Below are 24,261 nucleotides of genomic sequence, written 5' to 3'. Positions count from 1 at the left end.
TCCGCAATCTCATCTGATACTGACAAAAGAATGGTCTTTGTGGTAAGCTGACGCAAACTGCAGCAAGGGGAGTTGAACACCAAGCCATGCCTAAAAAGAACATTCTGTTTTCCGGTTCCTCGGCAGTGGGAAAAACCGCAGTGATCAAGGCCCTGATACCTACCCTGCTGGCAGGGGGAGCATTACCCTGTGTCTGCAAGATTGATTGCCTGCAGACCGGAGATGCCCAAGTCTACCAGGACATAGGACTTCCCTGTGTCACAGGTCTCAGCGGGGATATCTGCCCGGATCATTTTCTGGTTTCCAACCTGCCCGAGCTCTGGAACTGGGCGGATGAACAACACAAGGATACACTTTTGATTGAGACAGCCGGACTCTGCCATCGCTGTTCTCCGGCTACAGAGGGCATGACAGCAGGCTGTGTGCTGGACTGTACCTCCAGCTGCCGGGCCCCCGCCCAACTCGGTCCCATGATCACCCAGGCTGATTTTGTGGTCCTGACTAAAATCGATATGGTCTCCCAGGCGGAGCGGGAGATCATCACCTGGCAGGTACAGCAGCTCAATCCAAGGGCTGTGCTTTTCCCGGTGGACGGCCTGGCCGGTTACGGCGCTGACCCACTGGCTCAATGGCTCTTGGAGCATGAAGACGGGTCAGAGTTTGAGAATGACCGGCTGCGGCACACCATGCCCAGCGGGGTCTGCTCCTACTGTGTGGGAGAGCAGCGGGTCGGCAGTGCCTATCAACAGGGTGTGGTAGGAAAAATCAACTTTAAGGAAGCTGAACAATGAACACGATCACGATCCTTGGCGGCCGGGATAAGGCCGGAAAAGCGGAGGGTCTGGACCCTCTTATCCTCAAAAAAGGTGAAATCTATACCATTGTGGGCAATACCGGTTCGGGCAAAAGCCGGCTCATTAAGGATGTGGAGCAGCTGGCCGACGGGGATTCCATCACCGGGCGCCGGGTGCTCCTGGACGGGAAGCCGGTTCCCCGCAGAGAGCGCCAGGCAGTCTCTGCCGGACTGGTAGCCCATCTGGGCCAGAATATGCGCTTTATGCTGGACATCTCGGTGGGGGATTTTGTGAGCCTCCACGCTCGTTGCCGGGGAAAACAAGTTGGCCTGGAGGCAGTATTGAACCTGGCCAACTGCATCACTCCGGAGCCTGTGGTGCCGGAGCAGCACTTGAATCTACTGAGCGGAGGCCAGGCCCGGGCCCTGATGATTGCCGACCTTGCTTTAATCTGTGACAGCCCGGTGGTTCTGATCGACGAGATCGAGAACGCCGGCATCGACAAGGAAAAAGCCCTGGAACTTCTGCGCCGCCAGGATAAGTTGGTTCTGGTCGTTACTCACGATCCCCATACCGCCCTGATGGCGGAGCGGCGCATCGTCATGGGCGGCGGGGCTGTCCGCGCCGTGGTGGAGCGGACGAAAGAAGAATTGACCCTCTTTGCCCTGCTCAGCAGGGACTATCAGCGGCAGCGGGAGCGGCAAACCCTCTTGCGGAAAGGAGAGCATTTAATATGACCCCCGTTTTACTGTACTGGAACCATGTGTGTATCCTGCACAACCAGGAAAAAAACTTTCTGGAGGGGCTGACCGCCCGCCTGAGGGAAGAAGGGATCGCTCTTGAGGTGCGCTATTTCGGCCTGGGCTATCCGGAACATATGTCGGAATACCTGGCTCGGCCCGATGCTGTTTTACCCGATCTGATCGTCTCAGCCGATCTGGAGGTGTTCGAAGACAGCCGCATCTTCAAAAAGCTGGAGAGAGATCTTTACCCGGCTGCCACATGGCTGCCGTTGCGCCAAGGTCCCGCGTTGGATTCGGTCCGGCGCGGCACCCGTCTTCTCCCCTTCCTCTCCATCCCTCTGGTGTATTACACCAAAGACACCTCTCATTGTGCAGGCAAGCGTCTGTCTGAGCTCAAGGGTCTGGCCTTTGGGGGGATCAATAACTCGGCGGGAAAAACCTTAGTCAAAGCAGTGTGGAGCCGCTACGGAAGAGGGGCCGCCCTAAGCTTGCTGGAGAGCGGGGCCGTTTCCGATATGCCCATCGGTGCCTTTCAACAAGTGCGCCTCGGTCAGAGCCCTACCGCCCTGGTCCCTTCTCTTTACGCGCTGCGGGCGGATGGGGAACGCTCCTTCCTCCGCCGACCGGCGGAAGGGCCCCTCTTGATTCCCTCCTATTTCTGCGCCCGCAACTCCATACCGGAGGGGGCAGCCCGGCGGATAGCGGCGGAAATCCTCTGTCCGGAGCTGTGTGATTTTTATGTGGAAAACGGCGATCTGATCCTCTATCCTTCCTGCACCACCGGTCACAGCCGTCAGGAGGGGGCCCGCTATTTCACACCCGCTCCGGAGTGGTATGAAACAGTTTCAGCGGAAGAATTCTATGCTCTTTACGGAGCAATGCTGCCTACTGCCCATATCCCCTGACTAAAGCTTCTTGAGCGATGCTTGAATTCAGCACCGTATTGCTTTTTAGTATTTTCCTACTATAGCAGTAAAACATATACTTTTTCGAAAGCAGAATCAAAACACAGTATCAACTATTGTAGGAACCCCTATAGAGCCACGTAATCTGAATAAAAAGCACAGCCGTATTATTAAGGCAGCCGGATCAACTCAATCCGCATTCATGACTTAAGGCACACTGTAGCCACAATTTTACTGGACGACGGAGAAAACCCTGTTAACGTGAGCAGCCTCCTGGGGCATGCCAAAACCAGCACAACGTTAGACATATATGGTCATAGTTCATTGGAAGGAAAGGCCAAAGCCGTATCCCGATTGAGTAACAAAATAAAAGCTGTAAAATAACCAGGTCATTGTGATATTCTGGTAGATAAATTTTTGAATGAATTGGTAATATTTATTGACAACGTTCATATAATATAATACATTGTATTTAAATATAAAAATATGGAGTGAAGAATATGGCTCAAACAACACTTAACGTCCGCATAGATGAATCAGTGAAGCAGCAATTTGACGCCTTTTGCACGGATGTGGGTATGAATTCTTCTGTCGCGGTCAATTTGTTTGTCAAAGCGGTTCTTCGTGAGCGCCGTATTCCCTTTGAAATCGCAGCAAGTGATGATCCTTTTTACTTTCAGGCCAATCAGGAGAGGCTCAAAAAATCCCTTGAACAACTTAACGCTGGTAAAGGAACTGTTCATGAATTGATCGAGGTGACAGGTGATTAAGGTTTGGTCTGATGAAGCTTGGGAAGATTACCTATATTGGCAGACACAAGACAAAAAAACGCTGAATCGGATCAATAGGCTGATACAGGATATTGACCGCAACGGTCATACCGGTATAGGAAAAGCCGAACCGTTGAAGCATGAGTACCATGGCTGCTGGAGCAAGCGTATCGACGAAACAAACCGCCTGGTTTATCGCATTGAGAATGGCCGACTAGAAATCCTCCAGTGCCGAACACATTACGGAGACAAGTAATCGAAAGAAAGGAAACCGATCGGAATCCATAGCATATGTGGGGGCTGGTCGGTTTTCATGTGCTTAACTATCTGATAGCTTTTCCATCTGATACATGATGCGGTCATAGCAGTTAGGGTACAAATTGTACCCTAATTTTAATTTGGCTTCTTATCGTGTGAGTGCCATTTTTTCCTTTTATTAAAATGTCGTCAGAATGTCGTCAAGGCAATTTTGGGCATAAGAAAACAAAAAGAAAAAACGCTGCAATCTCTTGCAGCGTCTTACTTTCATTGGAGCGGAAGACGGGATTCGAACCCGCGGCCCTCGGCTTGGGAAGCCAATGCTCTACCACTGAGCCACTTCCGCATTGAACAGGAACAGTATTAATTATAGCAAAAAATACTAATTCGTCAAGCTTTCCCTTGCTGTAAATTCTTCAGCACTTTTCTTGCCCCTGAAATGGTCATGGGAATTTCGTCCATCGCCAAGCCGTCTTTGAACTTTAGAATCTCCATAAGATGGCCTATTCTCGGTAACCTAAGATTTACAGACCGCAGCATTTCCCGTTTGGCAAAGACCTCACTGCAGGTTCCTTCTAAGACCACTGTTCCTTCATCCATAACAAAGACCCGATCACAATAGAGAGGCACAATGTCGATATCATGGGTGGCGATCAGGATGGTTAGATCCATCCCTTTGAGCGTCTCTAAGAGAAGCTCCATGATCTCCGAAATTCCTTTGGGGTCCAGCCCTGCTGTAGGTTCATCCAGTACCAGGACCTGAGGTTCCATAGCCAAAACTCCGGCAATAGCGGCACGTTTTTTCTGTCCAAAACTGAGGGCATGGGTGGGCTTATGGCGAAGATGGGAAATCCCCGTTCTTGCCAAAGCATGCTCTACCCTTCTCTGCACCTCATCCTTAGGCAATTGGAGATTCAGCACTCCATAGGAAACATCCTGATAGACGCTTGCCGAAAACAGCTGATTATCCGGATCTTGAAACACCATGCCCACAGCCTGCCTAAGGTTCATGAGCCCTTTCCGGGAGTAATCAACAGGCTGACCGCCAAAAAACACCTCTCCTGAAGAGGGTTTCAGAATTCCGTTCAAATGCTGGAACAGGGTGGATTTGCCTGCCCCATTCCCACCTAGCAGTGCTGTAACCTGACCCTTGGGAATCACTATATTGATTCCCTTAAGAGCGTGAGTTCCATCAGGATAGTGGTAGTGCAAATCTTTAAGATGCATGATGTTATCCGGCATGATGCTTTCCTTCATTCTCTTTCCTCAAATCTTTTAGCAGATCTATCATTTTAAAAATAATGTCAGGAAGACAAACGCTCCATTGATCACTACGGCCAGAAGCACTAAATTTCTATTATTCTCATAGCTTTCCTCCAGAACCTTGATCTCTCCGTCATATCCTCGGGCCTCTAAAGAAGTATACAGCTCATTAGAGCGTTTATAAGCACGAATGAACAGGACAGATACCAAACTCCCCATTGAGCGATACCCGGTTTTAAGATTGACATAGCCCAGCCGGGAGTTTTGAGCAGTCAGCATGGTGCCAGCAGTCTCTAAAAGCACGAAGATAAAACGATAAATAAGTCCCATCATTTCCACCATAAGTTTGGGCAGCCTGAGCCTCCTCAATACGGACAGCAAATCCACCATGGGAGTGCTTAGGGATAGAAAATAGAGGCAGGATACAGAGCCGAGCACCCGAAAAAAGAGATTAACCCCTTCCCGTATCCCATTTTCTGAAATGCCTACCCAATAGCCTGCTATGGAATAGGCCCATAAAAAGCTGTAAACATCACGAGAAATATTAACGGCAATTGTAAAAATACCGATCATTAAAAACGACATAGGAATGATCATCAATTTTAGCCATACAGAGAGAGGTGCCCCTCCGAAGAATATGGCAACTCCACTCATGAACATAATCACGGCTATAGAAACAAACAATTGATCGGCCCACAGACACACTCCCAGGGTCAAGAAGGCAACGATGAATTTTTGCATAGGATCAATCGTTTTAAGTCGAGAAGCATAGGCATAAGTATCCGTATTCAGCATATCTTTGCAGCCTCCTTTACCCTTTCAGTGTGCACTTATTCATTTGCCGGTTTCCTGTTCCATAGGGTTCCAAGTTGTTTAATCGTGTTTACTCCGGCCCTTATAATAACCTAAGCCAAAACCGATGACTCCCGCTCCCAGGCCTGCTTGAAGGGCAAAGAGCAGGCTCTCGATTTCCCCGCTGGCCGGCTCAAAGAAGGGGGAAAACCAAGGCTCATAATCCTCCTGAATATTCAGGATCTCTTCCTCGGCCAAACCATCCGCCCCGCCGAATTCAGCGTCCTGGACAAGAACTAAGGGAATAACGGTTATAGCCACTACAAGCAGGAATAACAACACATTAACCTTAAAAGTGGATCGTTTTGTTTGTTCTACACCTGAATTAGCCATTGTTATACCTCCTTTGTTAACAGCTTGAGATCTTGCAGCTCACTTTTTCCATAGCTGGCCAGTGCGTTGAAGATGATGACAGTCAGAATCCCCTCACTGATCGCTAAGGGTATCTGAGTCACAGCAAAGATACTGGCAAATTTAGTAAGAGAAGCAGCAAAACCGCCCACTTCCGAAGGGAAGGCAAGGGCCAATTGAATGGAAGTCATGACATAGGTGGCCAAATCGCCTAAGGACGCGGCCAGAAATACACCTAACCATTGTGGTCCTTTAAATTTTTGTACCAGTTTATACACGCCAAAGGCTACAAAGGGACCAACCACTGCCATAGAAAAGGTATTGGCGCCTAAGGTGGTCAATCCGCCGTGGGCCAGCAGCAAGGCCTGAAACAAAAGGACAATAACGCCGATAACTGCCATAGCTGTGGGGCCAAATAGGATGGCACCAAAGCCTACTCCGGTTGGATGGGAACAGCTCCCGGTAACCGAGGGTAATTTAAGAGCAGAAAGCACAAAAACAAAAGCCCCGGCCATAGCTAAAAGAATCTTCAAGCGTGGATTAAGAGAAATGGTTTTCTTAATCGAAAAGATACCCAACACGACAAAGGGTATTGCTAAAGCTCCCCAGGCAATGGCCCACCCCGGCTGTAAAAAACCTTCCATAATATGCATAGCCGATGCTTTATAAGGAATAAAAAACATCATCAAGACTAAACCAATAAAGAGCTGTATACGTTTGTTCATACTCCCCACTCCTTAATTTTTGATACGAACAATCATCTGTAGAATAAACTCAATAATACCTATCGAAAAAGCGTTTTCGCCGCAAGAAAAATAACCCTTCCTTACGGAAGGGTTTGCTATCCTGTATCAGATAAAACTATCTTGAACACCGATATCCACCTCCCTAACATCCCGTAGGTTCCTTGAATCGAGAATATGAGCAGGTTTCCTGGCTCAAGTTCATCATTAACCTACGTCTTCCCAGACAGTAATCCAGTGACATCATTGTAGGTTAACTCCCTTTTACAGTGGCGGGCACCGCGTCAGCTTCAACTGACTTCCCTTATGATTCCTCTTGCGAAGAATCAACTCAATTCTCAATATTTAATTTCAAGAACATTATAGCAATTTTTCAGCCAAATTGTATATAATTATATTAGAAATAAATACTTATTTTATTTAAGGTTGGGAGCATTTTAAAAACGTTCAAAATGGTGATATTAATCCCGAGGATTTTAATCAATGAAAATTAAGCTAAGGAGAAAACCATGCAAAACGATATTCAAGAGTTCTTAGACCAGGAGATCTGGGCAGTAGTCGGAGTCTCTAAAGATCCGACCAAATTTGGCACAAAGGTCTACCATAAACTCAAACAATGCGGCTATACGGTGTATCCCATTAATCCCAAACTCTCTGAGCTGGACGGAGAGCCTTGTTTCCCCTCTTTAAGCGCCTTGCCCGTTCGCCCTGATGTGGTCAGCCTCATCGTCCCTCCTCAGATATCGGAACAAATTATTGACCAATGTGCCCAATTAGGTATCAAAAGGGTCTGGATGCAGCCTGGCGCCGAAAGCGATGAAGCCTTGATGAAAGGGCGCGCAAACCAAATGCAGCTGATTGCTCATGAATGCGTACTGGTTGAAGCCCGGTCCCGCCGCTAAACCTGAAAAAAGGCAAATCCTGAAAATAAGCAGCAAAAAACCGTACTGGCATCAGTACGGTTCGTTTTAACTATGGAGCGGGTGATGGGAATCGAACCCACGTAGCTAGCTTGGAAGGCTAGTGCTCTACCATTGAGCTACACCCGCAGGTGTGGTAGCAGGGGAGAGATTTGAACTCTCGAATGAGCGGGTATGAACCACTTGCCTTAGACCACTTGGCTACCCTGCCATGGCTCCCCGAGCAGGACTCGAACCTGCAACCTACCGGTTAACAGCCGGTTGCTCCACCATTGAGCTATCGAGGAATATTGATTTATTACTGGCGGAGAAGGAGGGATTCGAACCCTCGCAGCAGTTACCCACTCTAACGGTTTAGCAAACCGTCCTCTTCAGCCACTTGAGTACTTCTCCGTAACCCTGCTTTTTGGTGCGGAAGATGGGACTTGAACCCATACGGTGTTACCCACACGCCCCTCAAACGTGCGCGTCTGCCAGTTCCGCCACTCCCGCATTGTTTATGGAGCCGTTAACCGGATTTGAACCGGTGACCTCATCCTTACCAAGGATGCGCTCTACCAACTGAGCTATAACGGCATCGAGGATCTCTTCTGATTTAAATGGTGCGCTCGAAGGGATTCGAACCCCTGGCCTTCTGATTCGTAGTCAGACGCTCTATCCAGCTGAGCTACGAGCGCATTGTTTGGAGCGGGTGACGAGATTCGAACTCGCGACTTTCACCTTGGCAAGGTGACACTCTACCACTGAGTTACACCCGCATGTCCCTGACATGCTCTAAAGAAAATGGTGAGCCATCCGCGACTCGAACGCGGGACACCCTGATTAAAAGTCAGGTGCTCTACCGACTGAGCTAATGGCTCATAAATGGCAGGGATGGCAGGATTCGAACCTACGAATGCCAGAGTCAAAGTCTGGTGCCTTACCGCTTGGCGACATCCCTATTTTCTATTTAAATCAACTGCTGCTGATTTAAAGCTTGGTTGCGGAGGCCGGATTTGAACCGACGACCTTCGGGTTATGAGCCCGACGAGCTACCACTGCTCCACTCCGCGATGTTTAGTGGTGGGTAGAGATGGATTCGAACCACCGTACCTTTCGGAACAGATTTACAGTCTGCCGCCTTTAACCACTCGGCCATCTACCCACATGTGTTGTGCTATAAAGTTGAAATGGCGACCCCGATCGGACTTGAACCGACGATCTCCTGCGTGACAGGCAGGCATGTTAACCACTACACCACGGGGCCTTATTTTGGTGGGCGATGACAGGATCGAACTGCCGACATCCTGCTTGTAAGGCAGGCGCTCTCCCAGCTGAGCTAATCGCCCGGATTTTGGTGACCCATACGGGATTCGAACCCGTGTTACCGCCGTGAAAGGGCGGTGTCTTAGGCCGCTTGACCAATGGGCCGTTTTCGCGGAACATTTGTTAGTATATCCGAATCGAACATAAATGTCAACACGTTTATTTAAAAATATGTTTATAAGCAACTGTGCCTTGTTTTACGGCCTTAATTATAGCAAAATCGGGCGGCGCATTTCATCCTCCATGCCCGGAATATCCATCATGACATCATACAATAAGTTTACAGTGTGTAACACTAAAAATTAAACTCATTTCCCCAGTCAAAGTTTCCGGATTCCTCTAAACTCTTAGGCCAATGGCAACACCATTCCGGCACACCGGGAGTTTCCACTCTGTCAAGGCTTGGCGTGTACGGCTTTATATCAAGTACAGGTGAATTGTCGTTGGCATCAATATAGGCAATTTGAATAACACCGTTTTCATAATCAATAGTGATAATTTGTACCGCCGTTAAGGCCATGGGATTGGGACGAAAAGGAGATCTTGTGGCGAAAATACCCATTATTGCCGGGGCCTTTTTGTACGGCTGTTCTGCTATAAGAATATTTCTCATTTCCTCATTGTCGGAATCGCTAAGCCACCAAAGGACATTGAGATGGCTAAAACCGTTTAACGCTTGCAAAGCAGGAATATATTCCTGCTCAAGTTTGATAAACATTCCATCCTCGTTGACGCTGATTTTGCCAATAGGCTTAACCTTAAAATTTTGCATAACTTCATTCCTCCATATAATTTTTATTTGCTTGCAAAGCCAGTTTAGACCCTCACATCATGTGAGAGTCAATAGTAAAAAAGCGCCTTGCAACAAAATGCAAAACGCTTTTATCTATATTTTTATTAGGGGGATTTGTATCTCAGTCAAGTATTTATCGGGTGTTTCTTCATTCCAAGGCCCACGATGAACAATTTGCCTGCTTTGCCCCGTCATTCTATATTGACTGTGTTCCCCTAACCACTCCGCCAAAGAAAGATATGCTCCCGCAATATTTTCAAACGGGCCACATACCATAGTACATGCCATAATTGGTACAGGCTCGGTATTCCGGTATGTAAAAGGGTTCATATCTTTTCCCATTCGAGCTACAGGAGCGCATACTTCAATGTCAACATTCTTTTCCCTATAATCCGTGTCGTGATAAATGGTAAAAGTATTATCTGAAATGGGTATATCATTTTCATTAGCAAAAGCCGACATTTCTTTCCACAATAAACCTTCGGCGTAATAATCGGAAACAATCCGCCTTAAAGAAAACACCTGATAACTGGGAATGGACTTAATTGAAACATTGTAATGGATCGCTATCTTTTCCTGCCGAATATCTCTTTTTGCCAGTTCAATTTTAGATAGCTTATCCTGGGCAGATTTAATTGTGTTTTCAATGTCCAGACGTTTATTGTCAAGCAGGTTAGTAATAAATCCGTCATTCCACCTATCCAGAGCAAGCCCAATCTCCGAAACACTAAAGCCTAAATCCCGCAGAAATAAAATCTTGTTCAATAGAGAAATTTGGTTAGCTGAATATAGTCTGTAACTTGTCAATTTATCAATTTCCGCAGGTTTTAGCAAACCTGTTTCATCATAATAGCGGAGCATACGGATTGATACTTGTGTCAGTTTGGAAAATTCGCCTATCTTAAACATTTACACCACCTCCATATTGCTTGATATTATCCTGTCGTCTGCCAGCCCTCTATCGTATTGTTCCGGCCTTGGTCAGTGCTTTCCTCATATCCCCTGCCCCCTGCCCATTGCGTCCACTTGAGAAGCTTTATCCCCAAACCTATACTCCCTGACTTAATACAAAAAACCGCACTGGCATCAGTACGGTTCGTTTTAACTATGGAGCGGGTGATGGGAATCGAACCCACGTAGCTAGCTTGGAAGGCTAGTGCTCTACCATTGAGCTACACCCGCAGGTGTGGTAGCAGGGGAGAGATTTGAACTCTCGAATGAGCGGGTATGAACCACTTGCCTTAGACCACTTGGCTACCCTGCCATGGCTCCCCGAGCAGGACTCGAACCTGCAACCTACCGGTTAACAGCCGGTTGCTCCACCATTGAGCTATCGAGGAATATTGATTTATTACTGGCGGAGAAGGAGGGATTCGAACCCTCGCAGCAGTTACCCACTCTAACGGTTTAGCAAACCGTCCTCTTCAGCCACTTGAGTACTTCTCCGTAACCCTGCTTTTTGGTGCGGAAGATGGGACTTGAACCCATACGGTGTTACCCACACGCCCCTCAAACGTGCGCGTCTGCCAGTTCCGCCACTCCCGCATTGTTTATGGAGCCGTTAACCGGATTTGAACCGGTGACCTCATCCTTACCAAGGATGCGCTCTACCAACTGAGCTATAACGGCATCGAGGATCTCTTCTGATTTAAATGGTGCGCTCGAAGGGATTCGAACCCCTGGCCTTCTGATTCGTAGTCAGACGCTCTATCCAGCTGAGCTACGAGCGCATTGTTTGGAGCGGGTGACGAGATTCGAACTCGCGACTTTCACCTTGGCAAGGTGACACTCTACCACTGAGTTACACCCGCATGTCCCTGACATGCTCTAAAGAAAATGGTGAGCCATCCGCGACTCGAACGCGGGACACCCTGATTAAAAGTCAGGTGCTCTACCGACTGAGCTAATGGCTCATAAATGGCAGGGATGGCAGGATTCGAACCTACGAATGCCAGAGTCAAAGTCTGGTGCCTTACCGCTTGGCGACATCCCTATTTTCTATTTAAATCAACTGCTGCTGATTTAAAGCTTGGTTGCGGAGGCCGGATTTGAACCGACGACCTTCGGGTTATGAGCCCGACGAGCTACCACTGCTCCACTCCGCGATGTTTAGTGGTGGGTAGAGATGGATTCGAACCACCGTACCTTTCGGAACAGATTTACAGTCTGCCGCCTTTAACCACTCGGCCATCTACCCACATGTGTTGTGCTATAAAGTTGAAATGGCGACCCCGATCGGACTTGAACCGACGATCTCCTGCGTGACAGGCAGGCATGTTAACCACTACACCACGGGGCCTTATTTTGGTGGGCGATGACAGGATCGAACTGCCGACATCCTGCTTGTAAGGCAGGCGCTCTCCCAGCTGAGCTAATCGCCCGGATTTTGGTGACCCATACGGGATTCGAACCCGTGTTACCGCCGTGAAAGGGCGGTGTCTTAGGCCGCTTGACCAATGGGCCGCTAGCGCAATAACTATATTACATGGACTAGCTTTACTTGTCAAATACTTTTTTCTATTTAGTAGAATAGGCATATTTTAGGAGAACTATGCGCTTAAATTCCTACAATATCTGGTTATATATCCCTGTTTCTAGCTATTTATACCGCACTTTGACAGGAAAGCATCAGATCTCTGATCCATTTCGTTCCAAAGTTTTTGCCCAGAGAAGGTTAACTCAAAAGGTTTCACTTTGAGAATAACCTGCCCAGTCACAAATACTTAAGGTATGCGTATTCTATCTCAAGACACTCACAGTCTATCTGATGGGAGGAATTATTGGGATGCAGTTTTTAAGCGTACCACCCGGCCAGCATCGATTGCCAGGACTTCCCTATGCTTATAACGCCTTAGAGCCGGTGATTAGTGCTCATGTCCTGAATCTACATTACAACCAGCATCACAAAAGTTATGTTGAAGGATTAAACAAAGCCGAGCTGGCTTTAGTCGATGCCCGGCAGCGGCAGGATTTCTCTTTGGTAAAGCACTGGGAACGGGAATTAGCTTTTCATGGCTCAGGGCACATTCTCCATAGCCTTTATTGGACCTCCATGGCCCCCTCAGGAATGGGCCAGGGTACCCCCGGCCCCCATACCCTCACCCATATGGTCAATTACTTTGGGAGTTTCCATAGCTTTAAAGAACAATTCACTTCCGCCGCCAACCAAGTGGAAGCCTCCGGCTGGGCATTGCTCGTATGGCAGCCGGCCTGGTGCAGGTTAGAGATTCTTACCATCGAGAAGCATCAAAACCTATACCAGGCCGGCGGAATCCCCATCCTGGTCATCGACTCCTGGGAACATGCCTATTATCTTGATTATCAAAACCGGCGCGGCGACTATGTCAACAACTGGTGGCATATCGTCAATTGGTATGGGGTGGAAAGACGTCTTGAGCATGCCATGCAATTGCTGTTCCCGATGGCGTTAATCCCTTGAACTCCCTTGCCTTGTCAACAGAATCACTGTGGTGATGATCAAGGCAAACCCGACCATATCGATCCAGACAAAGGCTGTGTTCAACCAAAAAGCGGAGAACAAAGCGGCCGACACGGGCTCTACGCTGGCGATCATACTGGCCTTTACCGGCCCGATATCACTAACCCCCTGTAAATACAGGGTAAAGGACACCACCGTTCCGATGACGATGATCGCCAGCATCCCCCAAAACACCTGCCAATCCAGGGAGACGGGAATTTGCCAGGGCCGGATAACCACAAGCAAAATCGACCCGCCCATCAACATACCACAGCCCGTAACGACGATGCTCCCCCATTTGTTAATAATTTTCCCTGGAATTATGGTGTACAGCATCAATCCCAAAGCGGCCATCAGGCCCCAGAAAAGGCCTTGGGTCGATATGACCAGGTTGCTGACATTGCCATGGGTGGCCAATAAAAAGGTGCCGGTTACAGCTAAAGCAATCGCCACCCCTTCTGTCTTCGTGGGCAGCCGCCTGTCCATTCCGCAAACGAAAATCATAATTAGTAAGGGTCCCAAGTACTGCAGCACCGTTGCCGTTCCCGCATTGCTGTGGGATATGGCCAACAGATAAGTATATTGACAGGCGATCAGCCCAAATATACTAAAAACAATGAGGGTCCGGCGGTCCCTTTTATTGCTGAGCAACCCGACCATTTGCTCCCTGTATTTAAATAAAACCAAACAAAATAAGAGCAATCCTGCCGTAAGCATCCGTACCACGGTAACCCAATGAGGGTCGATGCCCTTCACCGAAAAAAGATATTGTCCGCAGGCACCGGAAAACCCCCAGCTAATCCCGCCGATAAGTGTCAGTATCGTCCCTCTGACAGCTTTGGTCCTGATATTTTGAGCCTTTTCTTCACCCTTTACAACTATAAGTTCATTCATTATTCTCTTTCAAGTACTTGCTTTCAATCGGGTACTTGCCTTTGCCCTTCACTTTTTTGATAATACGGCTCAATTCTAAACTGCAGGTTTGAGCCCAAGTGCAGATTTATCACTGAAAGAGGTCTCGTTCAACCTATAAACTTCACAAAACACTGCCGGGAGCGGGGGCCATCAAATTCACAAAAATAAACCCCTTGCCAACGGCCTAAAAGCAGCCGGCCATCCTTAACGATGACGGTCTGAGAGCTCCCCATAAGGCTGGCCTTCAAATGGGCTGCCGAATTTCCTTCCCCATGCCTATCCTGAGCCATATCCCAAGGGCAGAGCTCATCCAGCCGCCTCAGAAGATCACGGCAAACATCGGGATCAGCATTCTCATTGATCGTGATTCCCGCTGTAGTGTGAGGACAATAAATAATCGCCACCCCATCCTTGAACTGGAAATTTTGCAAAAAACCTTCTATTAAAGAAGTAATATCAATCCATTGATTCCTTTTTTGAGTCTGTAGATTCAGGATATGGACCATGGCCTTCTCTCCCCCCTTCCCGTCTCACCACCCGGGTCATTTCCCGTTGATGTTTTTCGCAATAGATTTTCCAGGCGAATTTTTCAGGCCGGTTTAAACAATACCGGGCCATGCGCTCGTTGACAGCCTTTTGACAAATACTGCAGCGAATATCTCCATACTTGGGTCTGTACTGCATTCTTTCCCGGCGCTGACGGGCCGCATACTCATTGCGAAGGCCCAGATCGGTCAGATTGATTTTTTCGATCCTCTCCACGAGCTCAAGGATCTCCTCATCACTGAGCACCGCGGGCTGATTCTGGGCCAGCTGCATGATTGAAGCCGGCAGATCTATATCATAAAAGACCATACCCGAAAAGACTTTCAGGCTGCAACTCCGGTTAAAGGTCACATAGGAAAACACGGGAATAGTTTGATCAAGCCCCGCCAGCTCCTGCAGCATCTGAACCCGGACCTGGTTCTCCATGATCGGATTGGGAAAGGTCTTCACCCTCCAGGTAATCGCCTGATACCACTTGGATTCCGTTTCTTCCCCCACGATCAGTCCCGACAAATTATTGGCTTCTAAAAGAAAAATTCCATAAGGGGAGATCAGAACATGATCAATCTGGTGGAAGCGTCCCTTGGTTCCTAACAGGAGATTGCTCAGCCGGCGAAAGCATCTTGGTAAATGGGCAAGCCCCACTTCAAGCTTATATTCACCTATTTCATGTTTACGCTGTTTCTTGCTCCGCAGGGAGCCTCTTTCCTTTGCCGAGTTATAAGTATAATAATTGGTTCTATATTTCTTCCTTTGCCAAACCTCCTGAGCCGCTTCCGGTTCAGGAGATATTTTTTTTGTTGCTTTTTTTCGATTCCAAAAGAACAAAGCTATCCCCCTAGTCATCAATTGCTCCATTATTGGCTTACAGCATGCCACTATTTTACCATATTCCAAGGTGAATAACTAACTTCTGAATCCTTTCACCCCAAAATATGTAATGAATTTCCACGTATTTCATAAAGTATTAATGAAGGAACTTTAGAACTTGATGTCGAATCAGAATAAAAATACGTGCATTTATAATAAACGCCTAATCTGGGGTATCCTAGAGCGGGGGACTAAATTTCTGGGGTGAATCGCACCTCCTGTGCGTAGGGCTTACACTTTCGCCCGAATCCGTCAACTAACCCCGTAGGCTAAGAAAGGTGTCTGAGCATGCATTTTAAGGAAAGCTTGTCTCGATTCAAGGTTTCAGCGTCCGACCAAGTTCAAAAAATTGCAAAAAACGTTTCTTGGAAATCGCCTCGTGTTCTTGGCTCTTTAACAGTAACCCTTGTTCTGACCGGCAGCCTGGGATTTTATTTTCTAACGACGACCGCTGCGGCGGCGGTGATGATCAACGGCCAGCAAGTGGGCTATGTGGCAGATTCACAAAGCGGACAAACCCTTGTGGATACATTCCTCCAGGAAAAAGGGGAGCCCTATGGTGTCGTTGCCAAGACACGGGACCAGATCAACTACGAAAATGTCCGCATCAAAAACAGCGCCTATAAAGCTTCAGAAATCAAGGAAGAAAATTTAGCCAGCTCTTTGAATTATTATCTGGAAGGCTACAAAGTTCTGGCGAATGGAACACCCATAGCTTACTTACCCAGTAAAGAAGAGGCGGACAAATTACTTAAGCAATACGAAGAGTACTATTCCAAATCCAGTGATGAAAACAAAATTACTTCTGTCAGCTTTTTAGAAGACATAACTATTGAAAAGGTTTCCATTCAGCCCAGCCAAATGACTTCCCTGGAGCTGGCTTATGAACAGCTCATCGAAGGCCAGGTTACCACAAAAGAGTATACTGTAGAGGAAAAAGACTCCTGGTGGTTGATCGCCCGCAAAAATAATATGTTGACCGCCGAAGTTCTGGCGGGGAATCCCGGGGCAACTGAAGACACTGTGATCAAACCGGGAGATGTGCTCAAACTTGTCACTGTTGAACCTTATCTGACTGTCGTAAGCCAAGGTACATATTCCGGTCAGGAGATCATTCCTTATGACGTAGTCACTAAAACTGATTATAAACTTAACCCAGGCCAAACCAAAGTTGTCACCAAAGGCAGTAACGGTTCCAAAATCGTAACCTATTCTTATGAGCAGAGAAACGGTGTCGAGGTAGCCAAAAAAGTTCTCGATGAGAAGATCGTCGAGAAACCCGTTGATGAAGTCGTTGCTAAAGGTCCCAGCAAGCAAACAGTCAATGTAGCCTCTGCCACCTCCCGGGGCAGTGCCAATGGTTCTTCCCTTGTCGAGCGGGCTCTCAGCTTTCAAGGTACAAAATATGTTTTCGGAGGTACCAGTACCAGCGGTTTTGATTGCTCCGGCTTTACCAAGTACATCTATTCCGGGTCCGGGATCTCCCTTCCCCGAACATCCTTTGACCAATTCAATTCAGGCTCATCTGTGAGCAAAGATAATTTACAAGCGGGAGACTTGGTCTTCTTCAGCACCTATGCTTCCGGAGCCTCTCATGTAGGTATCTACATCGGTAACGGCAAGTTTGTTCATGCTGCCAATCCCGGAAGTGGGGTTAAGGTTTCCGGAGTAAGCGACAGCTTCTATGGCCCCCGCTATTTGGGAGCACGCCGCTACTAGTTGCCTAACCATTTAAATTGCTAAAAGCCAGGAGCTGTTCCGCTAGGACAAGCTCCTGGCTTAATTATTTGGGCTCCCAGGCCCTTCAGGCAGCCCCACAGAAGAAAAAACATCTCTAGTGAGGCTTTTTAGTAAAATAGAATATTCCGCCCACGGCCATAACCACTATAAAAAGGATTAGATAGTAGAGAACCGCCCAGCGGTGAGCATAAATAGCGGCAATGACCATAAAGATGCAGGCAAAGATGGCCAGGGTGGGCATAATAAACCGTTTAAAGCCGCCTAAGGATTGCTCCTTTACCATCATCATGATAAAGATGGGGATATACATAACGTACAGAGTGACAATGGGGAGCTCCGAGCTGTCAAAGCTAAAGGGGCCAAACCAAGACTCAGGCACCAAATTCGCACCGAAGAAGTAGAGCAGCCACCCTGCCGTAAATAACAGGCCCATGATGGCGGAGTTGGTGGGCATATTGGTGTTGGCATCAATATTTTTATAGATATGGGGCTGAGGACCAAGATCTCTGGCCGCCAGGGAGTAAAATCCCCGGGTACATCCCAGCATTAATCCGTTAAGGGTTCCCAAACAGGAGATGACCACAAACACAAAGAGTACGGACCCGCCAAGATTAGAGAAGACTGTAGAAAAGGCAATCTTGGCTCCAGTCTCTCCCCCTTCCATGATCACACTGTTTTCCACGGCACCGGCAAGTCCGGTGTAGTATAAAATATAAATTAGAGCGACAAACATCGTGCCAAAGGTTAAGGCCCGAGGAAGATTCTTTTTGGCATCTCTTAATTCCGCATTAATACTAGTGGCAATGATCCAGCCTTCATAAGCAAAAGCGGTGGCCACCACAGCGGTAAACAGAGGATTGGTAGTTGACACATCAGCGATGACGCCGCTAGTAAAGTTCTTAACCAAGACACCGTTGCTTAACCCGGTGATGGTCCCCAGGATGGCCATTAAAATCAGGGGAATCAGCTTAATGATCGTGGTTGAAACCTGGAATTTTCCCGCCAATTTCGGGGACAAGGCATTAAGAGCATAGCTTCCCACCAAGTAAAAGCCAGCAATAGCCATCGCTTCCGCACCTACGATATCCCACCCCAGGAGAACACAGGTATAGCGGGCTGAGACCCAGGCCAATACGGAGGTAATAGCCGGATAATAAATCGTGGTCATAAACCAGCCCAGAATATAGGCATATCCCCGGCCCATGGTGGCTTCCGCGTAATCTACGACTCCATTGACCTTTTCATAACGTGTCGCCATCGTAGCAAACACATAGGCACACACAATCATGATCATACCGCCGATCACCCAGGCCAAAATGCCCAGGGGCAGATCCCCGCCGGTAGCCAGCAAGATTTTCTCCGCTTTAAAAAACACGCCGCTTCCGATAACAATTCCGATAACCATGGCAATCGCAGTGAATAAACCATACTTTTTCTGTAGCTCATAATCCATAAGCAGCACTCCTCCATAATGATGTCACAGCCACAACTTTAGCAAAGATATTGCCACAATTCAATAACAGGCACGATTATTTTTTTACTTTCCCTTCTCATCTCCCGGTATAACGGCAAAAGAAAATTTCCTTAATCTGCGCTCTCCCCCGCCGCTTTTAGTGTCTGCCATTTTATGAAGTGTTTCCCGGAGGGTCTGCGCTAATTCATCACACTCCTGATCGCTGAGATAAAGAGCATAACTTTGAAAATCAATTCGATCCTGAACCAGATCGTAATCCTTACTCTGTAAATACTTATCAAAATCCCGTAACAAAGTCATAGCAAAAGCGTAGAAATGCAGCGAGGGATCGTTTTTCAGCCGATAAACCTTTTCCACTGTCCCCCGGATTTTATATTCGGCACAGACTTCGATGATTTCATCCTCGACCAGCTTATTAACATGGCGATAAAGGCTGGCCGGAGGAAGGTCAGGCAACTCCTCAGCGATCCGCTTCACTGTTTCTGTCTCATTCTCTAAAAACAGCTGGAGGATGTTCATTCTCACAGGATTAAGCAAACTATTTAAAGCGTTGCTGGCCATCAAAACACCTCGCTCCAATATTATTTTTAATAATTGTCTCGTTAATTATAATATTATCAATAACGATATTGATCAAGAGCAAGTTTTATAAAAATAAAAACACCTTATTGCCATTGCCTTCAATAAGGTGTTTTCCAATGTGCTCTCCGTCCAGTATTAGACCCAGCTTACGATATAGTGTGTGCCCGGCGGAATAGTGCTTTCAGCTGCGTCTGCTTTTGACTCGATGATCTGCCATTGACCTGGCAGTCCCAATTCCTTGGCTGCCAACTCAAAATGGCACATGGCGATGCCCATATCCACTCTCTGGATATCAAATCCCAGCCCTTTGCCATAATCTTTTGTTCTCTGCAGGTAGAAGTGAGCCCTTCCCTGAGCCATAATAATTCGCCAGGGCTGCTTGTTGGAAGCCGATGGAGCAAGCCGGACCATCTCCAATGGTGTAGCATAGTTATCTGCCTCCGCCTCCGTCAAGGGCCGTCCCAAAGCCTGGTTAAAGAAGAGTTCCTGCCATGGCTTGCGATTCTTGGAACCCGCGGCTAATCTCATGGCAGATTCCAGCAAACTGCGTTTCTGATGGGGATAACCGATAGGTGTTATACAAGGCATAATCTCCCCGGCCTGCAACCCGATGGCCTTGCTGAATTCATTTTTTGTATACGTTCCCCCTAACCAACAGGTGCCAAGACCTAAAGAAGTAGCATACAGGATTAGTTTTTCGAGAACATACCCGAAGTCTTCCAAATCCCGCTTTCCTTCTGGAATGGCCGCCACAACATAGGAAGAAGCGCCTTTGATTATTCCATAGGTTCCTAGCTTTATATTACCTTCTTTTTGGGCGAGTTCTCTTTCAACGAACTCAAATCTAACTGCTCCGCCAAAGGGTCCCTGATTATCCTTAAAAGCTAAGTTAAGCTTTTCTTTCAACTCAGGGTGCAGAAATTCTTCTTTATACGTTCTCACGGAAATGCGTTTCTTCATTTGTTGGATCATGGACATAGGAACTTCTTCTACCGACATGTCAGAACCTCCACTATATCTTTCCCGTTATTTTATCTGCTGTATATCTACTATACATCTACCATTAAAATGTATTTACAGTTAAAATGCAAATTCATCCGGCTGTCTCCATAAGAGCTCCGTCGAACTTAGGAAACCGATAGTGGCCCGTAATAGGGCTGGGCCAGGAGAGCAAACGATCCTCTTCAGAAGCCACGGGACCCCCATTATGAAGGATAAAGGGAATGCCATCAGGCCGGCGGCGATCTGAGATAATGGCTATGTGTTCATGGGGCAGAGCAAAGGTGACAATATCTCCAGGCTGCCACTGAGATAAGTTATCCACATCATTGGCAATGACTTCTGTGGTCAACTCCTGACCGTGGCGTTGGAAAAAGACCTTTAGATTTTGCACCCGGCGAAAATCTATATTGGCGTCCCGCCCCTCGTCAACCCTCGGATACAGGGAGGTATTCTGACGGATATCTTCATCGATCATGGCTTTAAGATCATATCCCGCATGGTGAAGTGCTCTCCAAATGACATCTGTACATACGCCTTCATTCTCCGGAGGATACCCGCCTGCATAATAGGCATCCCGATAACGGGGCCTCTTCCGCACCTCTTCTTTACCCCCGGCCACGATATCCTCCAAATCACTGATGCCATCCTGATCTTTGTCCACAGGGCACTCAATGGTAGGTACCTGCAAATAAAGTATGGGTTCAAGACGCTTTATTTCCGGGGCGGAGTCCTTGCTGCAGCCTGTGCATAAGAGCAACAGTGCACCGACAATTAAGGCGCTCCGATAACCGGACTTCTTGGGAAGTTTACCTCCCCTTAAGCATTGATACATATCTGCTCCCCCTATGGCTAACCAAGCATTATCCTCAATTTTTGCCTTTTGGTTCATCTCTTAAAAATTTCTACATCTTCCCTTTCAGATCCTTTTTTCATAAAGAAAGCATATGGCCCAATGACCATATGCTTTCTGTCAATATCATGCCATCATTAGGGGCAGAAAGAATTCTAGCGGATAAAATTAGTTCTTAGTCCCTCTTCCTGAGAGGGAAACGGTATGCCGGCTCTGATCCCAGCTTCTTTACATTTTAGAAACCAGGCCATATTTCTGCCCAAGGTTCGCATAATCTGCAAACCTTCCTCATCCTTTCTGACCTCCTCAGGGGTGTTGCCATGAACCATGTTCCAATACTTGGATGAGATGATCGGCATCTCCTTAATCGTAAAGTACTTATTGAGCTGATCCAGGCTCGCTGTCGTTCCTGCTCTGCGGGCGGAGACCACTGCGGCGGCAGGCTTTAAGTAAAAGGCTTGTTTCCCCGAGCCTGAGTCAGTGTAGAAAACCCGGTCCAAAAAGGAAGTGATCGCGCCCCCAGCCGCTGCGTAATGGACCGGGGAGCCAAAAATAAAACCATCAGCTTCCTGGGCAAGGTCCAGGAATTCATTGACAGAGTCGGGAAAAACACAGCGTTGATGTTTTCGACAGTGTCCGCAGGCAATACAGCCGTTGAGAGGTTTTGTCCCCAGGTGAAAAAATTCAGTATCAATGCCCTCTTCATTCAGAGCCTTGGCCACCTCTTCCAAAGCAGTAAAGGTACACCCATCCTTGTGAGGACTTCCGTTCACTAATATGACTTTCATAGTTTCCCTCCTGTCGGTTTATCTCCATCATTATTATACATCAAAAACTCTGGCTACTTCTTCTAATTTTGTTATAATCGGGATATGCTGCGGGCAATGCTGCTCACATTGTTGACAACGGATGCAGTCCGAGGCTTTGCCTAAGTCCTGGGTTAAATTCCGGTAGTAGGTCTGCTGGGTGGACAGCCCATGCCGCTGCTGATTATTATACAAAGCAAAGTATTTCGGTATGGGAATCTGCATGGGGCAGCCTTCCACACAGTACTCACAGGCGGTGCAGGGAATCGCTATGTCATTGTTGATTATGGCGATAGCCTTTTGGATGAGCTCCTGTTCTTCCTCTTTTAAGGTGATGAAGTTTTGCATATAGCTTGTATTATCCATGAGCTGTCCGAGGGTGCTCATACCGCTGAGCACCATGCAGACATTAGCCAGGGAGGCTGCATAGCGGACCGCCCAGGAGGCAATGCTTTGGTCCGGGTGATAACCCTTAAAGAGTTGCGCGGCTTCTTCAGGTACAGTTGCCAAGGCCCCACCTTTGACGGGTTCCATAACGATGACCGGTTTATGATGCTTGGTCGCGACTTCATAGCATTTACGGGATTCGATTCCTTCATCCTCCCAGTCAATGTAATTGATCTGAAGCTGCACATACTCCATTTCCGGATGCTCGGTTAATATCCGATCCAGCAAGGCTGCCTTGTCATGATAAGAGAAGCCAATATGCTTTACTTTACCCGCCGCTTTTAATCTCCGCATAAATTCAAAACCGCCGTATTCCACTGTTGCAGCATACCTGGCGGCATCCAGGGCATGGAGTAAATAATAGTCAAAATAACTGACTCCGCATCGTTCTAATTGTTCGTCAAATATCCTCTGGTAATCTCCATTCTTCGTGACTAAAGATGCCGGCATTTTATCAGTGATGGTAAATGAATCCCTGGCATAGCGTTCCACAAGAGCTTTTCTCAGCGCAATTTCACTCATTCCCTGATGGTAACGATAAGCGGTGTCAAAATAGGTAAAGCCTCTCTCCAGAAAACAATCCACCATCGTGTTCACTTGTTCCTGATCGATATTCTGGGGATTCTCCTGAGCTCTTAGGGGCAACCGCATCATTCCAAATCCTAACTTTTTCACTGTTGTGCCACCTTTGTTGATGATTTTCATGAACCTCAAAAACGAGCATCCTGATATTAGTATCATAGCACCTAAACTTAACTTTAGGTCAAGACTTTTAATAATCGTTCATAAGCATTTTATAAGTACAGCGGGATTCACAGCGATCGCTGCTGTGGTTACAATGAAAATCGGCAATCTCCCCCTCCGCATTCGGATCGGCGGATGGGTAGCGGTATATTTTTAAGACAACCAGTTTGCTGGCTACACTGCATATTTCTTCCCGCTCTTCAAGCTTGTACTCCAAAGTCCCACCCTCTATCGATCATTCCCAGCATAAACGCCTTAATGATTTTTTACGGCATACCCAAATATGTGGATCGATAACGCCTTAACGGATCTTCGCCCCAAAAGGAATGAAGGCAAGCTGGGCAAATTTGAAATGTTGTATCCCGAAGGGAATCCCCAAAACAGTAAGGCAGAGCAGCAAACCAATCACCAGGTGACCCACGGCCAATTCCCATCCGAAGAGAAGTATCCAGAGAATATTCAGCAGCAATCCTCCCACACCGAAGTTCCCCAATTCGATGTCTTTGCCAAAAGGCAACAGAACAAACTGTGCTATCTTAAAACATTGAAGGCCAAAGGGAATGCCAATGATCGTAATGCACAAAATCAAACCTGCCAAAAACCACGCAATCGCCGCCAGGATCCCTCCGAATACTAACCAAATAATATTGCCCAATACATTCATACGCTTTCCTCCACTCCATCCATAAATTCTTAGTTTCGCTGTAATCGTACGCATTCTCAGTTAGTTTGGCATAAAAAACCATAATAATATTACAGTTTCCATCGGCGTAGCCTGTTCATTATAAAATACATTATGATCGTGAAATAAGGACACCTGGGTAGGTGTCCTTTGACATAGGCCATACATTCCGGCTAATCTTTAGGCTCCCGTTTCCCCTTTTTCGGCAGAAAGCGTTCATGCTCCGCCCTGGATCGCATCAGGATGGTCAGCCATTCTTCTTGAGTAAACATACGACCAAGCTGTGAAATTTTTTCTTTTAAGGTATCATACTTTTCCGGGTACTCTTCTTCGATGATATCCATCATGAGTTTTGGCTGCTCGACCTCCGGTTGAGCATTTTTCTTTTTACGGAATTTTTTAACCCTTAAATATCTAACCATAAAAAC

General features: G+C 47.3%; 27 protein-coding genes, 31 tRNA genes and 2 riboswitches. Of the genes, 9 read left to right on the top strand and 49 right to left on the bottom strand.

Annotated elements, in window-relative coordinates; genetic code table 11:
* The first annotated feature begins 86 nt into the window (after positions 1-86).
* From DHAF_RS13085 to DHAF_RS13065, 6 genes are all read left to right on the top strand, one after another.
* Positions 87-791, top strand: a complete 705-nt coding sequence (locus tag DHAF_RS13085; RefSeq protein ID WP_005812255.1) for a GTP-binding protein — start codon at positions 87-89, stop codon at positions 789-791.
* Positions 788-1,531, top strand: a complete 744-nt coding sequence (locus DHAF_RS13080; protein ID WP_005812258.1) for an ATP-binding cassette domain-containing protein — start codon at positions 788-790, stop codon at positions 1,529-1,531. The genes DHAF_RS13085 and DHAF_RS13080 overlap by 4 nt, the downstream gene beginning before the upstream one ends.
* Positions 1,528-2,442, top strand: a complete 915-nt coding sequence (locus DHAF_RS13075; RefSeq protein WP_005812259.1) for a hypothetical protein — start codon at positions 1,528-1,530, stop codon at positions 2,440-2,442. Before DHAF_RS13080 ends, DHAF_RS13075 begins: the two co-directional genes overlap by 4 nt.
* A gap of 183 nt (positions 2,443-2,625) precedes the next feature.
* The gene (locus DHAF_RS26435; RefSeq protein ID WP_080510897.1) at positions 2,626-2,826 is read left to right on the top strand and encodes a tyrosine-type recombinase/integrase; all 201 of its coding nucleotides are present in this window, start codon (positions 2,626-2,628) and stop codon (positions 2,824-2,826) included.
* 116 nt (positions 2,827-2,942) lie between these two features.
* Positions 2,943-3,212, top strand: a complete 270-nt coding sequence (locus DHAF_RS13070; protein WP_005812262.1) for a type II toxin-antitoxin system RelB/DinJ family antitoxin — start codon at positions 2,943-2,945, stop codon at positions 3,210-3,212.
* Entirely contained in the window at positions 3,205-3,468 is a 264-nt protein-coding gene (locus tag DHAF_RS13065) for a Txe/YoeB family addiction module toxin (protein WP_005812263.1), read from the top strand. The genes DHAF_RS13070 and DHAF_RS13065 overlap by 8 nt, the downstream gene beginning before the upstream one ends.
* Positions 3,469-3,741: 273 nt before the next feature.
* Here DHAF_RS13065 and DHAF_RS13060 read toward each other — a convergent pair.
* The 5 genes from DHAF_RS13060 to DHAF_RS13040 all read right to left on the bottom strand — a co-directional run bounded on the left by DHAF_RS13060 (position 3,742) and on the right by DHAF_RS13040 (position 6,661).
* Positions 3,742-3,816: transfer RNA gene (locus DHAF_RS13060), tRNA-Gly, on the bottom strand.
* A 44-nt stretch (positions 3,817-3,860) separates the two neighbouring features.
* The gene (locus tag DHAF_RS13055; RefSeq protein WP_193345602.1) at positions 3,861-4,712 is read right to left on the bottom strand and encodes an ATP-binding cassette domain-containing protein; all 852 of its coding nucleotides are present in this window, start codon (positions 4,710-4,712) and stop codon (positions 3,861-3,863) included.
* A 45-nt stretch (positions 4,713-4,757) separates the two neighbouring features.
* Complete coding sequence (gene cbiQ / locus DHAF_RS13050; RefSeq protein ID WP_005812266.1) at positions 4,758-5,528, bottom strand: cobalt ECF transporter T component CbiQ; 771 nt, start codon at positions 5,526-5,528, stop codon at positions 4,758-4,760.
* A gap of 78 nt (positions 5,529-5,606) precedes the next feature.
* The gene (locus DHAF_RS13045) at positions 5,607-5,918 is read right to left on the bottom strand and encodes an energy-coupling factor ABC transporter substrate-binding protein (RefSeq protein ID WP_005812269.1); all 312 of its coding nucleotides are present in this window, start codon (positions 5,916-5,918) and stop codon (positions 5,607-5,609) included.
* 2 nt (positions 5,919-5,920) lie between these two features.
* Positions 5,921-6,661: an energy-coupling factor ABC transporter permease gene (locus DHAF_RS13040; RefSeq protein WP_005812271.1), complete on the bottom strand. Its 741-nt coding sequence runs from the start codon at positions 6,659-6,661 to the stop codon at positions 5,921-5,923.
* Between the two features lie 180 nt (positions 6,662-6,841).
* Positions 6,842-7,029: riboswitch (cobalamin riboswitch) on the bottom strand.
* Positions 7,030-7,188: 159 nt separating this feature from the next.
* Here DHAF_RS13040 and DHAF_RS13035 point away from each other — a divergent pair.
* A complete protein-coding gene (locus tag DHAF_RS13035; protein ID WP_015944114.1) occupies positions 7,189-7,581 on the top strand; it encodes a CoA-binding protein in 393 nt (130 codons plus the stop codon).
* 73 nt (positions 7,582-7,654) lie between these two features.
* On the opposite strand, the gene DHAF_RS13030 is transcribed toward DHAF_RS13035, so the two are convergent.
* The 32 genes from DHAF_RS13030 to DHAF_RS12875 form a co-directional block, all read right to left on the bottom strand.
* A tRNA-Gly gene (locus DHAF_RS13030) sits at positions 7,655-7,728 on the bottom strand.
* A 5-nt stretch (positions 7,729-7,733) separates the two neighbouring features.
* Positions 7,734-7,810: transfer RNA gene (locus DHAF_RS13025), tRNA-Ile, on the bottom strand.
* A gap of 1 nt (position 7,811) precedes the next feature.
* Positions 7,812-7,886 (bottom strand) — tRNA-Asn (locus tag DHAF_RS13020).
* A 15-nt stretch (positions 7,887-7,901) separates the two neighbouring features.
* A tRNA-Ser gene (locus DHAF_RS13015) sits at positions 7,902-7,992 on the bottom strand.
* A 14-nt stretch (positions 7,993-8,006) separates the two neighbouring features.
* Positions 8,007-8,091: transfer RNA gene (locus DHAF_RS13010), tRNA-Leu, on the bottom strand.
* Positions 8,092-8,099: 8 nt separating this feature from the next.
* Positions 8,100-8,175, bottom strand: a tRNA-Thr gene (locus DHAF_RS13005).
* A 24-nt stretch (positions 8,176-8,199) separates the two neighbouring features.
* Positions 8,200-8,276 (bottom strand) — tRNA-Arg (locus tag DHAF_RS13000).
* Positions 8,277-8,282: 6 nt separating this feature from the next.
* Positions 8,283-8,357 (bottom strand) — tRNA-Gly (locus DHAF_RS12995).
* A 26-nt stretch (positions 8,358-8,383) separates the two neighbouring features.
* A tRNA-Lys gene (locus DHAF_RS12990) sits at positions 8,384-8,459 on the bottom strand.
* Between the two features lie 5 nt (positions 8,460-8,464).
* A tRNA-Gln gene (locus DHAF_RS12985) sits at positions 8,465-8,539 on the bottom strand.
* Positions 8,540-8,576: 37 nt separating this feature from the next.
* A tRNA-Met gene (locus tag DHAF_RS12980) sits at positions 8,577-8,651 on the bottom strand.
* Between the two features lie 8 nt (positions 8,652-8,659).
* Positions 8,660-8,743, bottom strand: a tRNA-Tyr gene (locus DHAF_RS12975).
* Between the two features lie 26 nt (positions 8,744-8,769).
* Positions 8,770-8,845: transfer RNA gene (locus tag DHAF_RS12970), tRNA-Asp, on the bottom strand.
* Positions 8,846-8,851: 6 nt separating this feature from the next.
* Positions 8,852-8,927: transfer RNA gene (locus tag DHAF_RS12965), tRNA-Val, on the bottom strand.
* A gap of 6 nt (positions 8,928-8,933) precedes the next feature.
* Positions 8,934-9,009: transfer RNA gene (locus tag DHAF_RS12960), tRNA-Glu, on the bottom strand.
* Positions 9,010-9,199: 190 nt separating this feature from the next.
* The gene (locus DHAF_RS12955) at positions 9,200-9,676 is read right to left on the bottom strand and encodes an SAM-dependent methyltransferase (protein ID WP_005813293.1); all 477 of its coding nucleotides are present in this window, start codon (positions 9,674-9,676) and stop codon (positions 9,200-9,202) included.
* A gap of 114 nt (positions 9,677-9,790) precedes the next feature.
* Complete coding sequence (locus DHAF_RS12950) at positions 9,791-10,606, bottom strand: MerR family transcriptional regulator (RefSeq protein ID WP_005813295.1); 816 nt, start codon at positions 10,604-10,606, stop codon at positions 9,791-9,793.
* Between the two features lie 199 nt (positions 10,607-10,805).
* Positions 10,806-10,879: transfer RNA gene (locus tag DHAF_RS12945), tRNA-Gly, on the bottom strand.
* A 5-nt stretch (positions 10,880-10,884) separates the two neighbouring features.
* Positions 10,885-10,961: transfer RNA gene (locus DHAF_RS12940), tRNA-Ile, on the bottom strand.
* 1 nt (position 10,962) lies between these two features.
* Positions 10,963-11,037, bottom strand: a tRNA-Asn gene (locus DHAF_RS12935).
* 15 nt (positions 11,038-11,052) lie between these two features.
* A tRNA-Ser gene (locus DHAF_RS12930) sits at positions 11,053-11,143 on the bottom strand.
* A gap of 14 nt (positions 11,144-11,157) precedes the next feature.
* A tRNA-Leu gene (locus DHAF_RS12925) sits at positions 11,158-11,242 on the bottom strand.
* 8 nt (positions 11,243-11,250) lie between these two features.
* Positions 11,251-11,326: transfer RNA gene (locus DHAF_RS12920), tRNA-Thr, on the bottom strand.
* A gap of 24 nt (positions 11,327-11,350) precedes the next feature.
* Positions 11,351-11,427 (bottom strand) — tRNA-Arg (locus DHAF_RS12915).
* Positions 11,428-11,433: 6 nt separating this feature from the next.
* Positions 11,434-11,508: transfer RNA gene (locus tag DHAF_RS12910), tRNA-Gly, on the bottom strand.
* A 26-nt stretch (positions 11,509-11,534) separates the two neighbouring features.
* Positions 11,535-11,610, bottom strand: a tRNA-Lys gene (locus tag DHAF_RS12905).
* 5 nt (positions 11,611-11,615) lie between these two features.
* Positions 11,616-11,690: transfer RNA gene (locus tag DHAF_RS12900), tRNA-Gln, on the bottom strand.
* A 37-nt stretch (positions 11,691-11,727) separates the two neighbouring features.
* Positions 11,728-11,802 (bottom strand) — tRNA-Met (locus DHAF_RS12895).
* An 8-nt stretch (positions 11,803-11,810) separates the two neighbouring features.
* Positions 11,811-11,894 (bottom strand) — tRNA-Tyr (locus DHAF_RS12890).
* A 26-nt stretch (positions 11,895-11,920) separates the two neighbouring features.
* Positions 11,921-11,996 (bottom strand) — tRNA-Asp (locus DHAF_RS12885).
* A gap of 6 nt (positions 11,997-12,002) precedes the next feature.
* Positions 12,003-12,078, bottom strand: a tRNA-Val gene (locus tag DHAF_RS12880).
* Between the two features lie 6 nt (positions 12,079-12,084).
* Positions 12,085-12,160: transfer RNA gene (locus DHAF_RS12875), tRNA-Glu, on the bottom strand.
* 322 nt (positions 12,161-12,482) lie between these two features.
* Here DHAF_RS12875 and DHAF_RS12870 point away from each other — a divergent pair.
* Complete coding sequence (locus tag DHAF_RS12870) at positions 12,483-13,136, top strand: superoxide dismutase (RefSeq protein WP_015944113.1); 654 nt, start codon at positions 12,483-12,485, stop codon at positions 13,134-13,136.
* Here DHAF_RS12870 and DHAF_RS12865 read toward each other — a convergent pair.
* From DHAF_RS12865 to DHAF_RS12855, 3 genes are all read right to left on the bottom strand, one after another.
* Complete coding sequence (locus DHAF_RS12865) at positions 13,125-14,069, bottom strand: DMT family transporter (RefSeq protein ID WP_015944112.1); 945 nt, start codon at positions 14,067-14,069, stop codon at positions 13,125-13,127. The genes DHAF_RS12870 and DHAF_RS12865 overlap by 12 nt on opposite strands.
* 128 nt (positions 14,070-14,197) lie before the next feature.
* Positions 14,198-14,596: a secondary thiamine-phosphate synthase enzyme YjbQ gene (locus DHAF_RS12860; RefSeq protein ID WP_005808887.1), complete on the bottom strand. Its 399-nt coding sequence runs from the start codon at positions 14,594-14,596 to the stop codon at positions 14,198-14,200.
* Positions 14,547-15,464, bottom strand: a complete 918-nt coding sequence (locus DHAF_RS12855) for a nuclease-related domain-containing protein (protein WP_018212827.1) — start codon at positions 15,462-15,464, stop codon at positions 14,547-14,549. Before DHAF_RS12855 ends, DHAF_RS12860 begins: the two co-directional genes overlap by 50 nt.
* 192 nt (positions 15,465-15,656) lie before the next feature.
* Positions 15,657-15,792, top strand: a riboswitch (cyclic di-AMP (ydaO/yuaA leader).
* Between the two features lie 2 nt (positions 15,793-15,794).
* Between DHAF_RS12855 and DHAF_RS12850 the strand changes: the two genes are divergently transcribed.
* Entirely contained in the window at positions 15,795-17,225 is a 1,431-nt protein-coding gene (locus tag DHAF_RS12850) for an NlpC/P60 family protein (protein WP_005808892.1), read from the top strand.
* A 115-nt stretch (positions 17,226-17,340) separates the two neighbouring features.
* On the opposite strand, the gene DHAF_RS12845 is transcribed toward DHAF_RS12850, so the two are convergent.
* The 9 genes from DHAF_RS12845 to DHAF_RS12805 all read right to left on the bottom strand — a co-directional run bounded on the left by DHAF_RS12845 (position 17,341) and on the right by DHAF_RS12805 (position 24,255).
* Entirely contained in the window at positions 17,341-18,699 is a 1,359-nt protein-coding gene (locus DHAF_RS12845) for an APC family permease (protein ID WP_015944110.1), read from the bottom strand.
* Positions 18,700-18,783: 84 nt separating this feature from the next.
* The gene (locus tag DHAF_RS12840) at positions 18,784-19,281 is read right to left on the bottom strand and encodes a helix-turn-helix domain-containing protein (RefSeq protein WP_015944109.1); all 498 of its coding nucleotides are present in this window, start codon (positions 19,279-19,281) and stop codon (positions 18,784-18,786) included.
* Between the two features lie 156 nt (positions 19,282-19,437).
* On the bottom strand, positions 19,438-20,301 hold the full coding sequence (locus tag DHAF_RS12835) for a nitroreductase family protein (RefSeq protein ID WP_015944108.1): 864 nt from the start codon (positions 20,299-20,301) through the stop codon (positions 19,438-19,440).
* 94 nt (positions 20,302-20,395) lie between these two features.
* Positions 20,396-21,136 carry a DUF1287 domain-containing protein gene (locus tag DHAF_RS12830; protein ID WP_015944107.1) on the bottom strand — a complete coding sequence of 247 codons (741 nt, stop codon included), beginning with the start codon at positions 21,134-21,136 and terminating at the stop codon, positions 20,396-20,398.
* Between the two features lie 173 nt (positions 21,137-21,309).
* Positions 21,310-21,942: a flavodoxin family protein gene (locus tag DHAF_RS12825; RefSeq protein ID WP_015944106.1), complete on the bottom strand. Its 633-nt coding sequence runs from the start codon at positions 21,940-21,942 to the stop codon at positions 21,310-21,312.
* A 33-nt stretch (positions 21,943-21,975) separates the two neighbouring features.
* Positions 21,976-23,112 (bottom strand): aldo/keto reductase, encoded by a 1,137-nt coding sequence (locus DHAF_RS12820; RefSeq protein ID WP_011459714.1) that lies wholly within the window; start codon positions 23,110-23,112, stop codon positions 21,976-21,978.
* Between the two features lie 67 nt (positions 23,113-23,179).
* Entirely contained in the window at positions 23,180-23,368 is a 189-nt protein-coding gene (locus DHAF_RS12815) for a hypothetical protein (protein WP_015944104.1), read from the bottom strand.
* 84 nt (positions 23,369-23,452) lie between these two features.
* Positions 23,453-23,815: a YccF domain-containing protein gene (locus DHAF_RS12810; RefSeq protein ID WP_011459713.1), complete on the bottom strand. Its 363-nt coding sequence runs from the start codon at positions 23,813-23,815 to the stop codon at positions 23,453-23,455.
* A 191-nt stretch (positions 23,816-24,006) separates the two neighbouring features.
* The gene (locus DHAF_RS12805; protein WP_005808906.1) at positions 24,007-24,255 is read right to left on the bottom strand and encodes a hypothetical protein; all 249 of its coding nucleotides are present in this window, start codon (positions 24,253-24,255) and stop codon (positions 24,007-24,009) included.
* Between the last annotated feature and the right edge of the window lie 6 nt (positions 24,256-24,261).

It is taken from the genome of Desulfitobacterium hafniense DCB-2, assembly GCF_000021925.1.
GTDB classification, from domain to species: Bacteria; Bacillota; Desulfitobacteriia; order Desulfitobacteriales; family Desulfitobacteriaceae; genus Desulfitobacterium; species Desulfitobacterium hafniense.
The sequence above is the reverse complement of the archived record's forward strand: the minus strand, read 5'-3'. Positions and strand labels throughout refer to the sequence as shown.

Coding starts and splice junctions, on each gene's coding strand:
- DHAF_RS13045 (WP_005812269.1), bottom strand. CDS start 5,918: ATGGCTAATTCAGGTGTAGAACAAACAAAACGATCCACTTTTAAGGTT.
- DHAF_RS13075 (WP_005812259.1), top strand. CDS start 1,528: ATGACCCCCGTTTTACTGTACTGGAACCATGTGTGTATCCTGCACAAC.
- DHAF_RS12845 (WP_015944110.1), bottom strand. CDS start 18,699: ATGGATTATGAGCTACAGAAAAAGTATGGTTTATTCACTGCGATTGCC.
- cbiQ (WP_005812266.1), bottom strand. CDS start 5,528: ATGCTGAATACGGATACTTATGCCTATGCTTCTCGACTTAAAACGATT.
- DHAF_RS12865 (WP_015944112.1), bottom strand. CDS start 14,069: ATGAATGAACTTATAGTTGTAAAGGGTGAAGAAAAGGCTCAAAATATC.
- DHAF_RS12830 (WP_015944107.1), bottom strand. CDS start 21,136: ATGTATCAATGCTTAAGGGGAGGTAAACTTCCCAAGAAGTCCGGTTAT.
- DHAF_RS12820 (WP_011459714.1), bottom strand. CDS start 23,112: ATGAAAATCATCAACAAAGGTGGCACAACAGTGAAAAAGTTAGGATTT.
- DHAF_RS13035 (WP_015944114.1), top strand. CDS start 7,189: ATGCAAAACGATATTCAAGAGTTCTTAGACCAGGAGATCTGGGCAGTA.
- DHAF_RS12850 (WP_005808892.1), top strand. CDS start 15,795: ATGCATTTTAAGGAAAGCTTGTCTCGATTCAAGGTTTCAGCGTCCGAC.
- DHAF_RS12860 (WP_005808887.1), bottom strand. CDS start 14,596: ATGGTCCATATCCTGAATCTACAGACTCAAAAAAGGAATCAATGGATT.
- DHAF_RS12825 (WP_015944106.1), bottom strand. CDS start 21,942: ATGAAAGTCATATTAGTGAACGGAAGTCCTCACAAGGATGGGTGTACC.
- DHAF_RS12870 (WP_015944113.1), top strand. CDS start 12,483: ATGCAGTTTTTAAGCGTACCACCCGGCCAGCATCGATTGCCAGGACTT.
- DHAF_RS13055 (WP_193345602.1), bottom strand. CDS start 4,712: ATGCCGGATAACATCATGCATCTTAAAGATTTGCACTACCACTATCCT.
- DHAF_RS13070 (WP_005812262.1), top strand. CDS start 2,943: ATGGCTCAAACAACACTTAACGTCCGCATAGATGAATCAGTGAAGCAG.
- DHAF_RS12835 (WP_015944108.1), bottom strand. CDS start 20,301: ATGTCGGTAGAAGAAGTTCCTATGTCCATGATCCAACAAATGAAGAAA.
- DHAF_RS12950 (WP_005813295.1), bottom strand. CDS start 10,606: ATGTTTAAGATAGGCGAATTTTCCAAACTGACACAAGTATCAATCCGT.
- DHAF_RS13085 (WP_005812255.1), top strand. CDS start 87: ATGCCTAAAAAGAACATTCTGTTTTCCGGTTCCTCGGCAGTGGGAAAA.
- DHAF_RS12840 (WP_015944109.1), bottom strand. CDS start 19,281: ATGGCCAGCAACGCTTTAAATAGTTTGCTTAATCCTGTGAGAATGAAC.
- DHAF_RS12805 (WP_005808906.1), bottom strand. CDS start 24,255: ATGGTTAGATATTTAAGGGTTAAAAAATTCCGTAAAAAGAAAAATGCT.
- DHAF_RS12810 (WP_011459713.1), bottom strand. CDS start 23,815: ATGAATGTATTGGGCAATATTATTTGGTTAGTATTCGGAGGGATCCTG.
- DHAF_RS13040 (WP_005812271.1), bottom strand. CDS start 6,661: ATGAACAAACGTATACAGCTCTTTATTGGTTTAGTCTTGATGATGTTT.
- DHAF_RS13080 (WP_005812258.1), top strand. CDS start 788: ATGAACACGATCACGATCCTTGGCGGCCGGGATAAGGCCGGAAAAGCG.
- DHAF_RS12955 (WP_005813293.1), bottom strand. CDS start 9,676: ATGCAAAATTTTAAGGTTAAGCCTATTGGCAAAATCAGCGTCAACGAG.